Source organism: Eubacterium multiforme, from assembly GCF_030813415.1.
GTDB classification, from domain to species: Bacteria; Bacillota; Clostridia; order Clostridiales; family Clostridiaceae; genus Clostridium; species Clostridium multiforme.
Genome location: NZ_JAUSUF010000010.1, coordinates 83,043 through 97,795, shown reverse-complemented (window position 1 = coordinate 97,795; position 14,753 = coordinate 83,043). Strand labels below are relative to the sequence as shown.

17 protein-coding genes are annotated in these 14,753 nt (G+C 29.8%); 15 read left to right on the top strand and 2 right to left on the bottom strand.

From position 1 onward, the window contains the following. The first annotated feature begins 8 nt into the window (after positions 1-8). From J2S18_RS12375 to J2S18_RS12305, 15 genes are all read left to right on the top strand, one after another. Complete coding sequence (locus J2S18_RS12375; RefSeq protein ID WP_307487295.1) at positions 9-317, top strand: hypothetical protein; 309 nt, start codon at positions 9-11, stop codon at positions 315-317. 134 nt (positions 318-451) lie between these two features. Continuing rightward, entirely contained in the window at positions 452-643 is a 192-nt protein-coding gene (locus tag J2S18_RS12370) for a hypothetical protein (RefSeq protein ID WP_307487294.1), read from the top strand. A gap of 5 nt (positions 644-648) precedes the next feature. Further along, entirely contained in the window at positions 649-3,663 is a 3,015-nt protein-coding gene (locus tag J2S18_RS12365; protein ID WP_307487292.1) for a phage tail tape measure protein, read from the top strand. A gap of 12 nt (positions 3,664-3,675) precedes the next feature. Continuing rightward, on the top strand, positions 3,676-4,551 hold the full coding sequence (locus J2S18_RS12360; protein WP_307487290.1) for a phage distal tail protein: 876 nt from the start codon (positions 3,676-3,678) through the stop codon (positions 4,549-4,551). A gap of 11 nt (positions 4,552-4,562) precedes the next feature. After that, positions 4,563-5,189, top strand: a complete 627-nt coding sequence (locus J2S18_RS12355) for a hypothetical protein (protein WP_307487289.1) — start codon at positions 4,563-4,565, stop codon at positions 5,187-5,189. Continuing rightward, complete coding sequence (locus J2S18_RS12350) at positions 5,168-8,101, top strand: Gp37-like protein (protein ID WP_307487287.1); 2,934 nt, start codon at positions 5,168-5,170, stop codon at positions 8,099-8,101. The genes J2S18_RS12355 and J2S18_RS12350 overlap by 22 nt, the downstream gene beginning before the upstream one ends. A 15-nt stretch (positions 8,102-8,116) precedes the next feature. Further along, the gene (locus J2S18_RS12345; protein WP_307487285.1) at positions 8,117-8,590 is read left to right on the top strand and encodes a hypothetical protein; all 474 of its coding nucleotides are present in this window, start codon (positions 8,117-8,119) and stop codon (positions 8,588-8,590) included. A gap of 2 nt (positions 8,591-8,592) precedes the next feature. Then, positions 8,593-8,967, top strand: coding sequence for a hypothetical protein (locus J2S18_RS12340; RefSeq protein WP_307487284.1), 375 nt, complete (start codon positions 8,593-8,595; stop codon positions 8,965-8,967). 2 nt (positions 8,968-8,969) lie between these two features. Next, the gene (locus J2S18_RS12335; RefSeq protein ID WP_307487282.1) at positions 8,970-9,128 is read left to right on the top strand and encodes an XkdX family protein; all 159 of its coding nucleotides are present in this window, start codon (positions 8,970-8,972) and stop codon (positions 9,126-9,128) included. Positions 9,129-9,153: 25 nt separating this feature from the next. After that, positions 9,154-9,387, top strand: a complete 234-nt coding sequence (locus J2S18_RS12330) for a hemolysin XhlA family protein (RefSeq protein WP_307487280.1) — start codon at positions 9,154-9,156, stop codon at positions 9,385-9,387. Between the two features lie 16 nt (positions 9,388-9,403). Continuing rightward, positions 9,404-9,655 (top strand): hypothetical protein, encoded by a 252-nt coding sequence (locus J2S18_RS12325; protein ID WP_307487278.1) that lies wholly within the window; start codon positions 9,404-9,406, stop codon positions 9,653-9,655. Next, positions 9,656-9,886: a phage holin family protein gene (locus tag J2S18_RS12320; protein WP_307487276.1), complete on the top strand. Its 231-nt coding sequence runs from the start codon at positions 9,656-9,658 to the stop codon at positions 9,884-9,886. Positions 9,887-10,004: 118 nt separating this feature from the next. Continuing rightward, on the top strand, positions 10,005-10,928 hold the full coding sequence (locus J2S18_RS12315; protein ID WP_307487275.1) for an N-acetylmuramoyl-L-alanine amidase: 924 nt from the start codon (positions 10,005-10,007) through the stop codon (positions 10,926-10,928). 132 nt (positions 10,929-11,060) lie between these two features. Then, the gene (locus J2S18_RS12310) at positions 11,061-11,387 is read left to right on the top strand and encodes a hypothetical protein (RefSeq protein ID WP_307487273.1); all 327 of its coding nucleotides are present in this window, start codon (positions 11,061-11,063) and stop codon (positions 11,385-11,387) included. A gap of 441 nt (positions 11,388-11,828) precedes the next feature. Then, complete coding sequence (locus J2S18_RS12305) at positions 11,829-13,064, top strand: MDR family MFS transporter (RefSeq protein ID WP_307487271.1); 1,236 nt, start codon at positions 11,829-11,831, stop codon at positions 13,062-13,064. 97 nt (positions 13,065-13,161) lie between these two features. Here J2S18_RS12305 and J2S18_RS12300 read toward each other — a convergent pair whose 3' ends face one another. Beyond that, entirely contained in the window at positions 13,162-13,449 is a 288-nt protein-coding gene (locus tag J2S18_RS12300; protein WP_307487270.1) for a hypothetical protein, read from the bottom strand. 100 nt (positions 13,450-13,549) lie between these two features. Then, entirely contained in the window at positions 13,550-14,713 is a 1,164-nt protein-coding gene (locus J2S18_RS12295; protein WP_307487269.1) for a dicarboxylate/amino acid:cation symporter, read from the bottom strand. Positions 14,714-14,753: the final 40 nt, after the last annotated feature.

Here is a 14,753-nt window from a genome sequence, read left to right as displayed (position 1 = left end):
AATTTTAAATGTTAGATTTAGATTTAATAAATAGCAAACCAATAGAAATTAAGATAAACAAAGGATTAGTGAAGGTCAATCAGCCTTCCTTTTCTTTAGCTAAAAAAGTAAGAGTTTACGAAAAAAGTTTAGGAGAAATAACAGAGGAAGAAATATATAAAGAGCAATCTGATATATTAGTAAGCTTTTTAAATAATAATTCTAGTAATAAAAAATTTAATGACAAGGATATTGATAATTTATCTTTTACAGCTATTAAAGCACTATATACTACATTAATAAATGCTATAAAAGGGATAGAAGAAAGCCCAAACTAAAACTCCCCATTCCAGATGGGAAAATAGGAGAAGCTTTAATTGAAAAGTATTTTCCTATAGAGGAATGGGAGAAGGACTATATATCTAAAACAGCAGAAATAAAGACTATAAGTGATTATACAGGTTTGAATTTTATGGAGATTGATAACCTGCCTTATAGTCTTTATTTATTGTATAGAAAAGAATCATGGCTATATGGATTAAAAGGAACTGAAAAGGGAAGAGAATTCTTACAAACATTAGCAGAAATACAAGTTACTAAGGCAGATAACAAAAAGATAAGTAATTGTAAATTAACTAATAAAGTAAAAAAAGAAAGGAGGTAAAACAGATGGCTAGTGGTATAGAGTTAGCACCTTTAGTTGTGGCTGTTAATGGGGATGTAGATAACTTTAATAAATCTATGGATAAAGTAGAGGAAAGAGGAGAACAAACAGCTAGTAAAGCATCTAATAAGTTAGGGAATATAGGTAAAAGTCTAACTAATATAGGAGATAAATTAACTACTCATGTATCGGTTCCACTTGCAGCAGTAGGTGCAGTAGGTATAAAAGTAGGAATGGATTTTGAATCTCAAATGTCAAGAGTTAAAGCTATAAGTGGAGCTACGGGAGATCAATTTAAGGAATTAGAAGATCAAGCTTTATCTTTAGGACAGAGTACAGCATTTAGTGCAAAAGAAGTAGCAGAAGGTATGGAAAATTTAGCATCTGCTGGATTCAATACGAAAGAAATAATGGAAGCTATGCCAGGACTTTTAGATTTAGCAGCAAGTTCTGGTGAAGATTTGGCGACAAGTTCTGATATAGCAGCAAGTACTCTTAGAGGTTTTGGATTAGAAGCAAGTCAAGCAGGGCATGTAGCTGATGTATTAGCTAAAAATGCGGGTGCAACAAATGCTGCGGTTAAAGATACAGGTGATGCAATGAAGTATATTGCACCAGTTGCACATACAATGGGATTATCTTTAGAACAAGTAACTGCCGCTATTGGAGAAATGGCAAATGCAGGTATAAAAGGTAGTCAAGCAGGTACAACATTAAGAGCTGCATTAGTTAGACTAACAAAACCAAGCGATCCTGCCATAAGTGCTATGAAATCAATAGGATTTACTGCTTTTGATTCAAGTGGAAAAATGAAAGATTTAAGTACCATTGTAGAAGAGTTAAGTGTTAAAACTAAGGGATTAACGCAAGAGCAAAAGCAAAATAAAATTGCTACTATCTTTGGTACAGAAGCTTTAAGTGGAATGATGGTATTAATGGATAATGGTAAGGCAGGATTAGATGATTTAACTAATAGCTATAAGGATTGTGATGGAGCAGCCAAAGAAATGGCTGAAACAATGCAAGATAACACTAAAGCTAGTATAGAACAAGCTGGGGGAGCATTAGAAACAGCTTCAATAAAAATGCTTAAAGTAGTAGCACCTGCAATAAAAGAAGTCGCAGAAGATGTAGGAAATCTTGCTGATGAATTTAGTGCATTAGATCCACACACCCAAGAGATAATACTTACATTAGGTGGTATTGCAATAGCAGCAGGACCAGTATTAAGTATTGCAGGAAAAGGTATAACATTATGTACAACTTTAGCACCATTGGTAGCAGGAACAGCAACAGCAACAGCAGGAGCAGGAGTTGCAGCAGGTGGAGCAGCTGTAGGAGTTGGGGCTTTAAGTGCAGTAGCATTACCTTTGATTGGAATAATCGCAGCAGTTGCAGGTGGAATTTATCTATTTACAAAGAATAGTGAAACTATGAATGGTAGTTGTCTAAGAAGTAAAGAAGATCTGGGATTAGTAGATAATGCATTATTAAATTTAAATGGTAGTTATGCTTTAACAGCAGCAGAAATGGATAAATTTAATATTAAACATAAAGATTGGAATAGTAAAGTAGCTCCAGACACAGCTAAAGAATTAGATAAGGTAGCTAATAGAATAGCTAATTTTAATTTTGAATTAGCACATAGTAATGGTTTAGATGGACTTATAAGTAAAAAAGATGGTGCAAAACTTAATAAAAGATTAGATGAAATTGTTAATGATGCCATTAAAAAAATAAAGAGTAGAAGTCCAGAAGTACAGAAGGAAATGGCAGAATGTTTTAAAGCTGATGATGGAAAATTGGATGAAAACGAGAAAAAGATAAATGACTTCTTAAAACATTCTCAAGATAAACAAATAAAAGAAGTAGAAAAATATCATAAAGAAATTTTAAAAATACAAGAAAATGCTAGGAAGAAAAAAAGAGATTTAAGTGAAGATGAATTAAAAGAAATAGAAGAATTAACAAAGAAAATAGGAAATGTTGCAGCAGAAAATACAGCAAAAAGTCAAAGCGAAATGTTAGCAGCACAAGCTACTTTTAATGCTAAAATGAATTCTTTAGATATGAAAGGTGTATCTTCTTTATTAAAAGAAAAAGCACAAGCAAGAGATAAAGAAATAAAAATTGATACTGAAAAATATGATAAAAAAATTGAATTATTAAAGTTGTATAAACCTAAAATGTCTAAAGAAGAACAAAAAGCAGCTGATGAAGAAATAAAAAAACTTGAAGGCTTAAAACAAAAGTCTATTAAAACCAAAAATAGTCAATACAATGGTTATTTAGAAGCTGCTTTAAAGAAATATCCAGAATTAGCAAGATATATAAATGCTAAAAATGGAGAAATACTTACATCTGAAGAACAAGCTAAACAAACAAGCTTATTAAACTATAGCAAAAAGATGGAAAAATTAAATGGTATTACAAAAACAGGTTATTATCAAATAAAAGATACTACTGATGGAAGTATGCACGATTGTTATGTATCAGTAGATGAAGCAACAGGACAAATAAATGGAGTATGGGATAAAACAACAGATAGTATTTATGGTAATCCAGTAAAAGCAAGAGAAGCTATAGATAAAGGATTAAAAGATGGTACTAAATTCAAACCTATAAAAGATAGCTATGATGAAAAGAAAGATGCTATTTGGAATAATGCTATTAAGGTAGCATGTGAACATACAGCAGGTTTATTCGATTGGGTTACAAGAAATTGGGATGATACTATAGGATATGTATTAAACCATCCAATTAAAGCATTTGCAGATTTTGCAACAAGAAATAATGGTGCAGCATCATCTCACTATAATGGACTTGATAACGTTCCTTTTGATGGGTATTTAGCAAGATTACACAAGGGTGAAAGAGTATTAACAGCAGATGAAAATGCTAATTATAATAAAGGCAATGGGGATATAAATGTAACACAAAATATTTATGCAGATACAGCAAGTCCTTATGAGATTGCTAAAGCTACTAAAAGAAGTATAAGAGAACTACAATTCACATAAGGAGGTAAATATATGTATAGCTCTATTAAAGTAATTAACTTAGTTAATAATAAAGAAATAAATATAGAAAGTAATGTAGATCAAAATGGAATAGTATGTACTAAGTTTTTAGATAGCCAACCCAAAGGAATTTTTGAAAAGATTAAAGGATTAAATCAGATTGGACAATCGATAAATTCAGCTACTTTAAGTGAAAGAGAAATAGTTATAGAAGGTATTATTATTGGAGAAAATCTAATGCAAGTTGAGATATTTAAATCTGAACTTGTTTATATTTTCAATCCTGTACAAGATGTGTTATTAAAATATAATGATGAAAATATAGAAAAAGAAATAATAGTAAGAGCAACAAGTATTCCGATTTTTAGTGATGAAGTTAATACAAATAATTTAAGAAAGTTTATTATTACTTTAAGCGCTGATTATCCGTTATGGATGGATCAGAAAGAAAATAATATAAATATAGAAACATGGGAAAGCAATTTTGAATTTCCCTTTTGTATAGAAAGTGAAGGAATAGAATTAGCAAGAAAAGGACCTAATCAAATAGAAATAATAAATAATGGACAAATGAAAGCACCTTTAGAAATATATTTTAAAGCACCTGCATTAAATCCTAAAATCATTTTAAATAATAACGAATATATAAAAGTTAATAAAAAAATTAATGATGGAGAAATACTATATATTTGTACTGCTTATGGCAAAAAAAGAGTTGAAATAATTAAGGAAAATGGATTAAGAGAAAATGCTTATGGTTATATAGATATATTTAGCAAATTTTTTAGTTTACCAGTAGGAAATAACATAATAAGTTATAGTACAGATGGGGATTTCATTCCACAAACTGTTATAGTTAAATATAAAAATCAATTTCTAAGTTTATAGGAGGTGATAATATGGCAGAATTTAGCGGGTTTTTTAATAGTGTAAATGGAGATAGAAAATATAAAAGTGAAGATTTTGCAAAATATTTCAAGACATTTATGAGTACTGGTGTTAACCCAGCGCTTGATAGTTTGAAGGTATATAAAAGAAATAGTACAAGTATAGAAATTAGGCAAGGAGCTGCAAATATTCAAGGATATATGTATTTAAATGATGCAAGTTTAATTAAAAGTGTAGAAGTTGGTACAAGTAGAGTTGATAGAGTTGTCTTGAAACTAGACTTAATAAATAGAAAGTTAAGAATAGATGTAAAGAAGGGAAGTACATCTATTCCCGCAGCACTACAAAGAGATAATAGTGTATATGAATTAAGCCTTGCAAAAATATATATAAGCGGCAATGATTTTTCAGTTGCTGATGAAAGACATAATACAGAGGTATGTGGATTTATGTCTTTTACAGGCAAGGCTGATATACAAGAAATGTGGGACATATTCAATAGTGGATGGAATTCTAAACAAAATTTATGGCAGGATTGGTTTAATAATATGCAGGGTAAAAGTATTAGGGGTATTTATATACAACCTAATATGCCTAGTACAAAGGTGGGAGATATATGGATTCAACTATTAGAATAATTGATAATAATTTTAATTTTTTAGGAGATATAGAGGACTATATTTCCTTTTATTTTGTAAGAAATTATTATGAAGCTAAAGAATTTCAATTAATTTGTTCTTCAAAATATAAAAATTTTTTAAAAGATGGGAATATTATTTTTATTGATCCTAAAAAACCTTTAATTATAGAAAATATAAATATAAATGAAGATAAAAAGTTAATTACTGTAAAAGGAAGAGATTTAAAAAGCATATTAGATAGAAGAATAACAATACCATCTGCTGGAGAAGCTTATGATTCTTTTAAAGGATCAGCAGAGGATGTAATTAAACATTATGTTGAATCTAATGCAGTTAATCCATTTGAGAAGGATAGAAAGATCAATGAATTAGTAATAGCTGCATCTAAACATAGAGGAAAAATTATTAACTGGCAAAGTAGATATAAATATTTAAACTTTGAAATAAGCAATATATGTAATAGCGTTGGGTTAGGCTGGGAAATAGCATTAGATTTAGTAAATAAAAAATTTATATTTGATGTTATAGAAGGTAGAAACCTTACTGAATCAGATAATAAAGTTATTTTTTCTGAGGACTTTGATAATATAACATCTATTAATAGAACAAACGATTCTAAAAATTATAAAACAATGGGATACGTTGCGGGTCAGGGAGAAGGTATAAATAGAGAATTTAAAAAGATTTTCAAGAATAATGATATTGGTTTAAAGCGTAGAGAATTATTTATAGATGCAAGAGATATAGAAGAAGGTCAATCAGATAAACTATCAGATAGAGCAGAAGCTAAACTTAAAAATTATGATTATATTAATAGTACAGAAAGTACAGTTCTAAATACTAATTTTGTATATCAAAAGGATTGGGATTTAGGAGATATAGTTATAAGAAAAATTGATGATGAATTTGAAAATTTGAGAGTTTCAGAAGTAACAGAAGTTTATGAAAGCTTTTTTAAAATAGATATTGTTTTAGGTAATGTTATTTCTAATCCCATAGATGATTTAAATCAAGAAATAAATTCAGTTCCAGAAGCAAGTAACAACAGTAAATTATGGAGGCCTAATGTAGATATAGATGGCAATTTAAATTGGTCTATAAATACAAGTAATGAATCACCAAAAGTAGTAAATATAAAGGGACCACAAGGAAGTCAAGGAGTTCAAGGAGAACGTGGTCCAATGGGTATGCAAGGTCTAAAAGGAGATAAAGGAGATAAGGGAAATATAGGACCAATAGGGCCAGTAGGACCTAAAGGTGAACAAGGTATACAAGGTGTAGTAGGACCTATGGGTGAAAAGGGAGAAAAAGGAGATAGAGGAATACCAGGACCTCAAGGCCCACAAGGAATTCAAGGGCCAATAGGTTTAGTAGGACCACGAGGACCAGTAGGAAGTACACAAAGTTATATTAAATTCCAAGAATTTTTTATAGCTACAGAAGGGCAAAAAGTATTTTCATGGAATGATGGATATACTTATCCAATCAATGTTAATGCAATAGCTATATATCTTAATGGAGTTAGATTAAGTAATAAAGCAATTAATGAAACTAGCGAAAATTCAATAGAATTTAAATTACCTTTAAGTCAGGGGGATAAAGTCTTTATAGATGCATTTCAAATGGTAGTTGATTTAAGAGGCCCGCAAGGACTAATAGGAGATAGAGGTCCAAAAGGAGAAAAAGGAGATATTGGTCCTCGAGGATTAACTGGATTGCAAGGAGAAAGAGGGCCTATAGGATTAACAGGATCAATAGGACCTAAAGGAGAAAAGGGAGACCAAGGAGCAGTAGGTCCAATTGGACCACAAGGGCCTAAAGGGGAGCAAGGTATTCCAGGAATACAAGGCCCAAGAGGTGAAAAAGGATTGGAAGGAAAGCAAGGAATACAAGGGGAACGTGGTCCTATTGGTTTAGAAGGTCCTAAAGGCAAACAAGGTATACAAGGACCTATAGGATTAACTGGACCAAAAGGTGATCAAGGACCACAGGGTCAAGTAGGTAAACAGGGGTTAAAAGGAGATAAAGGCGATAGAGGTTTAACTGGACCTCAAGGAGAGCGTGGACCACAGGGGGAAAGAGGACTTCAAGGATTGAAAGGAGACACAGGAGCAAGAGGACCACAAGGAGAAAGAGGACCTCAAGGTATACAAGGAGTACAAGGTCCAGCAGGTAATGGACAAAGTTATGTTGTATTTCAAAGATTTTTTATTTCCACAGAAGGGCAAAAAATATTTTCATGGAATGATGGATATGTTTATCCAGTAGGTATTAATGCAATAGCAGTATATGTAAATGGTTCAAGGTTTACTAATAATTCTATAAAAGAGGTTGATGGGCATACAATTGAATTTAAATTCCCTTTGAATCAAGGTGATAAAGTCTTTATAGAAGCTATGCAAGCTGTTAAAGATTTAAGAGGTCCTGTTGGTCCTCAAGGTATTCCTGGACCAAAAGGAGAAATAGGTCCTAGAGGCGATACGGGAGCTACTGGTTTGACAGGAAAACAAGGGCCTATTGGTCCAAAGGGTGACCAAGGGATACAAGGACCTATTGGTCCACAGGGTAAGCAAGGAGAAAGAGGTATACAGGGACTTCAAGGACCACAAGGACAAAAGGGTTTACAAGGAATACCTGGGCCTCAAGGGATAAAAGGAGACAAAGGAGATACAGGACCGATAGGTCCTAGAGGATTAACAGGAGAACAAGGACCAAGAGGACTACAAGGTAATACAGGTGCTACTGGTTCACAAGGACCACAAGGGCCAAAAGGCGATAGAGGTCCAATAGGTCCTCAAGGATATAAAGGAGATAAGGGCGATAAAGGAGATTCAGGAACACAAATAATAACATCTTCTAGTAGACCTAGTGGAAGTGCTTATGGAAGAGTTTGGATAGAACTTATATAAGAAAGGAGAATTATAATGGCAGTAAAAAATGCAATTTATAAAGTAGACGACGGGAAGGGAGGCTTTGATGAAATAAATTTTAAGACAAATGCAGCACAAATCTATTTTAATGATGGAAAAAATTTAGAAGATAAGTTTAATAAGAAAACTTTACTATGGAAGGGGAGTCATTACTTAAACAAGGGTGATACTGAAGTTTTATCTAAGAAATTGAGTGAATGTGCAAATGGGATAAGTCTTATTTTTAGTGATTATGATCCAGGTACATCAAACAAAACAGGTAATAATTATAACTGGTATGAAAAGTTTGTTAGCAAAGATGGCTCTTATGTAAATTCAGGAAACTATCTTATTTCTATACCTTGCAACGAGGACGGAGGTTGGATAATCAAAGCCATTTATGTAAAAGACGATAGACTAGAAGGTTGTAGTAATAACAGTATGAAAGATTGGAATGACGTTGTTTTAAGAGAAATTTGGGAGGTGTAAAAATGTTATTTTATATTCAAGTAGATAAAGAAACTAAAAGAGTTAAAGGTTATAGCTCTAGCTCATGTGAAAGTGATATTATTTTAGAAATAGAAATAGATGATAACAATACAGAATATGAGGAATTATTGGTTAATCCATATATTTTTGTATTTAATGAATCTAGTAACACATTTACAAAAGATGTAGCATATCAAGAATCTTTAATAAAATCTATGAAAAATAGGTTATCAGTAGATGATAAGATAGAATATTTAACAAAACAATTAGCTGCTGAAAAATTAGCAGCTATGAAAAAGGATTCAACTATAAATATGCTTATGAAACAGCAAGCTCAAAATAAACTTGAAATTATGAAGTTGAAAGGAAGTAATTAAGTATGGAAAATATAAATTTTGAATTTTGGAAAATGGCTTATAATATGGGGTGCATAGATACTAGCTTATTAAAACAAGCTGTAAAAACAGAAAGTAATCCATTCGGAGAAATTAACCAGGAACAATATAAAGAAATATGTGGACAAAAATTTCTAATATAGACTTTAGAAAAGTGAGGGCATATGCATGAATGATGAACTTATAGAGCATAAAGTAAAAATCCATGACGAAAGGATAAATAATCATGCTGATAGACTAGACAAATTAGAGCAAAATGACGTAAAAAAAGATGTGCAAATAGAAAATCTATGTAAGAGTATTGAAGGGCTAATAAGTACACTGAAATGGGGATTTGGTTTTCTCGCTAGTGGACTTGTTGGCTTTTTTATATATGCAATACAATTTAATATTTTTAAATAATAAGAGGTGACTATAAATGTGTGATATAGGACCAACTGGTCCCCTTGGTTGCTTAGATAAAAAATTTACTGATAAATTGGGATGGAATCCATCTGAAAAGTACAAAGTTAACGATATTGTTTATTGTGGTGACTATAACGATAAAATTAGATACGGAAAAGGATCTTTTGTTTGTATAAAAAATAACTCTAATAAATATTTAGATGATGAAAGATACTGGAGAAAAATATCAGTAGAAGAAATGATAAATAGAAAGAAGGAAGATTAAATGAAAGTAAAAGAAATATTAAAAAGATTAAAAAATACAGGAACAATAGTTGCAATAACAAGCGCAGCTATAATGATAATTGCAAATTTAGGTTTTAGCGTAGATGGAGATAAAGTAATGTATATAGTAAATGCATTATGTTCTGTAGGGGTAGCATTAGGAGTGCTTAATAATCCAACTTCTCCAGGAATAGATGGAATAGGCAAGAAAGATAAAGAAGAACTTAAATAGTTTATTATGGCAACAGATAGCTTAGAGCTGTCTTTTTTTTATTGCCTTAGTTTACAAATTAAGATTAAAAACAATATTTAATTTATATAGAAATAAAAAAAGAAAGAAGGAATTTAAAATGAAAATAGCAGTAAGAGGAGGACATAATTTTAGTGTTCCTGGAGCAAGTGGAATAATTAGTGAAACTAGAGAAGATAGAAAAGTAAAGGATTCTTTAATAAAATATTTAAGATTAGCTGGACAAGATGTTTTAGATGTAACTCCACCTGATTCTTGTAATACAGTTTCAAAAGACTTAGCTTATGGAGTAAATAAAGCAAATAATTGGGGAGCAGACTTATATATACCTATACATTTTAATAATTGTTATAATCATTATAATGGTGCTATAGGTGCAGAGGTATATGTATATAGTAAGTCATTTTCTCAAGCTAAAGCTGCAATGAGTGCATTAGCTGAGATGGGGTTTAAAAATAGAGGTGTTAAATCAGACCCTCATCTTTATGATCTAAGAAAATCTAATATGGATGCTATGTTACTTGAGATATGTTTTGTAGAAGCAACAGAAGATGTGGAACTTTATAGAAAATTAGGACCTGATGAAGTAGCTAGGAGAATAGCTCAGAAAATTTGTAGTAAGTCAATATCTTCAAGTAACTCTTCTAAACAATCACATTCAACTTCTTCAGTTTCAAATAATTCTAAGTTATGGCAAAAATCTATAAGTGGAGAAGAAGTTAAGGCTTTACAAAGTGAAATAAATAGACAAGGTTACGGAAATATTAAAGAGGATGGATATTTTGGAGATAGTACATTAAACGCATGTCCTATGCTAAGAGAAGGTGCTAGAGGTAATATTACGAAGTTAATGCAACAAAGACTACTAAATAGAGGATATACTTCATTAAAATCAAGTGGAGGAGCAGACGGAGTATTTGGAAGAGGAACTACTATAGCAATTAAGAACCTACAAAAAAATAAAGGTTTAGATGTAGATGGTATTGTGGGTAAGAATACCTGGAAAGCTTTATATAGCAAATAATTATTTTAGGGAGTAGGAGAAATCTTACTCCCTTTATTTTTTTTTATTTAAAAAATCTAATTTATAAAATGTTTACATACAGAAAAAGCAAAAATGTTAAAATATAAATATAAAATTTAAGGGGGAAAACTAATGAAAAGATTACCAGAATTTGTTTTAGGATTAATAGGTTCAATTTTATCGTTTTTTACAGCAATAGGTTCAAAAGCAATATTAGGAAAATTGCCTTGCACATTCGAATTAGGAAATATAATGTACTCATTAAGTTCATTTGGTATTATATTAGCAATAGCATCAATTGTTTTTGCGAGTTTAATTAACAAATATACAAAAGTATCTAGCATATGTTTAATAGTATTATCAAGTATATTATTTTTAACAAATTTTATGCAAATAATAGCATTTATTTTAATGCTTATAGCTGGAATTATGGGGTTAGCAAGAAAAGTAAATAATTAACAAAAAAGACTAGGAGTTTTTATTCCTAGTCTTTTCTGTTTGCCGTCAAAAAACGTCAAAAAATATAATGATTTAAAATAATAGATAATATTTTTTATAAGTATTATAAATGGCTTAGTTACTGCATCTATGCAATTAAAGTAACTAATAGTATCTTAAAAAATCATACGATATTATTACAAAATATAATACTTTATCCAAAATAGGAGATTATTAAATAAAGGTGATGTAATTTAATATTATATTGCCTTTATTTTTTTGTTTTAAATTTATATTTACAATATAAAATTTAAAAAATATTTGAATATAATTACAAAATTGTATATTATGTTAATAATAAGTATAAATTTATTAAAAAATAGGTTTTGATTAAATAAAAGATAAGGGGATGATTAATAGGGTAAAAATAAGTAACTATAAGATAAAAAGGGGGCTTGATTTATGAATTATCTAAAGAAATTAACAGAGCCATACAAAGGTCTTCCTAAAGAAATATACATATTATTTATAGGAAATATTATAAATGCAGCAGGATCATTTATTGCACCATTAATGACTCTTATATTAACTAAAAAAATAGGGTTATCATCAGAACTTGCAGGGATTTATATTAGTATATTTGGAGTAATTTATTTACCAACTGGACTTATAGGTGGAAAGCTTACTGATATGTTTGGAAGGAAAAAAATTATTATTATATTTCAAGGAATAGCTTGCATTCTTTATGCATCCTGTGGATTTGTAAAGCCAAGTATGACAACTATATATTTAATAATGTTAGCTGGGGCAGCTTCAGGATTTGTATCACCTGCTATAAATTCTATGGTTGGTGATTTAACTGAACCTAAAAATAGAAATGCGTCATATGCACTTACTTATATGGGGTGGAATTTAGGCTTTGCAATAGGTCCATTTGTTGGTGGACTTTTATTTGAGAAACATTTAAATATTTTATTTATAGGAGATGCATGTACTACAGTTGCAGCATTAATATTAATTGGCTTATTTGTAAGGGAAACTAAAGGAAGAGAAGAAAGCAAAATAGTTTCTGAAGATAGAGTTTTAGAAAAAGATGAGGAAGGAAGTATATTTAAAATTCTATGGGATAGAAAGATATTATTGTATTTTGGAATTGTTATATTTGGATACGATTTAGTTTATGGTCAGTGGGGATTTTTATTGCCTATTGAATTATCAAATGTATATGGTGCTTTAGGAGCAAAATATTATGGGTATGTTTCAAGTTTTAATGGAGTAGTTGTAATACTTATGACTCCAATAATAACAAAGTTATTTTATAAAGTAGAAAATTTAAAAAATATATTCTATGGTGGATTATTTTATACATTAGGTTTTGGACTTCTTGGATTTTTTAATTCTATTTTTATGGTATTTATATCAGTATTTATATTTACATTAGGAGAGATAATTTTAGCAACAAATGTTAATACATTTATAGCTAATAATACACCAGCATCCCACAGAGGAAGGATGAATGGTATACTTCCAATTTTAATGGGAGCAGGATATTATATAGGTCCTATTATGGTAGGAAAGATTTTATCCTATTTGGATGATATGAAAACATGGAATATTTTAAGTGTTATTGTATTATTATCTACTATATTTGTTATATATATAAGAAAAATTTATATTAGAAGTTATAAAAATAAATAATAAAAGAGGCAAAATAATAAATTCTTAGTGAAATCGTATCACTTAGTAGAAATTTATCATTTTGCCTTTTTGTAACTTTAAATAATATATTAAAGTTTTATTTTATAGAATTTGTATTTTTTGATTTTTTCATAGATTTAAAAAAATTAATAAAAAATCTAATTAGTAGAATTATCAATAATGTAGCTTCTAAAAAGTAAAGAAAAGGTTTTAAACTAGCATAAATATAAGTTGGTGCTATAAGCCTAACATCTTTATCAATATAGTATGCAATTAATAATAAACCTACTAACTTATAGTTTAAAGATTTTTTTGTTATAAATGCATATACTGTGAAAGCTACAATTAAAAATAATAACAATAGATTTATAAGTATTAAATTCATTGATAATTCCTTCTTCCTTAAAGTGAAATTAATATAATTATAACATTTAAAAAATAAATAACAAATCTTTACATAAAAGAATTAAATATTATAAAAATACTTATAAATTTTTCTTTTTTGCAATTCCTGTAAGCATAAGTGTTATGGCACCGTCTCCTGTAACATTACATGCAGTTCCAAAACTATCTTGAAGTGCAAATATAGTTAAAATAAGAGCAGTTCCAGCTTCATTAAAGGATAGAACACTAATTATTAAGCCTAAAGATGCCATAACTGTGCCTCCAGGAACTCCAGGTGCACCTATTGCGAAGATTCCAAGTAATAAAATAAATAATATCATTGTTGGAAGATTTGGTAATTTTCCATAAAGTATTTGAGATACTGTCATTAAGAAAAATACTTCTGTAAGAACAGATCCACATAAATGTATATTTGCACAAAGTGGTACAGCAAAATCAACAATATCTTCTCTAAGAACTTTAGATTTTTTTGCACATTCTAAAGCAACAGGAAGAGTTGCTGCACTAGACATAGTACCAACTGCTGTAAGGTATGCAGGTCCATAGTATTTTAGTACTTCCCAAGGATTTTCTTTAGAAATAAGTCCACCAACTGAATATAGTACAAAAAGCCAAATAAAATGACCTATTAAAACTATAATTATTACTTTAAAGAAAATAGGAAGCTGAGTTTTAATTCCACCTTCATAAGCTAATGCAGCAAAATTTGCAGCAATAAAGAATGGAAGTATTGGAATTATTATTCTATTTACTATACTTAATATAATATCTTGGAATTGGTATAATAGCTTTTCAACTAAATCAGACTTTGTCCATCCAGTAGCAAGTCCTATAAATAGAGCTAAAACAAGAGCACTCATTACACTCATTATAGGTGGAATGTCTAGTTTAAATAACAGCTCTGGAAGTTTATTTAATGATGCTGTAGCTGAAGCAATTGAAAGTTTTGGTATTAATGTGTAACCTGCAATCATAGATAAAAATGCAGCAAACACTGATGAAAGATATGCAATTAAAATAGCATACATTACAAGTTTACTTGCATTTTCTCTAAGTCTTGCAATAGACGGAGCAATAAAACCTAAAATAATTAATGGTACTGAGAAGAAGATAATTTGTCCTAATATGTACTTGATTGTTACAACAACTCCAATTACATTTGTGGAAGCATAATCACCAATTAATATACCTACTATAACTCCTACAAGTAATTTGAAGATTAAGTTGTTTAATAATTTTTTCAAAAAAAGACCTCCTTTAATTATTAATTTATTAGCCTATATT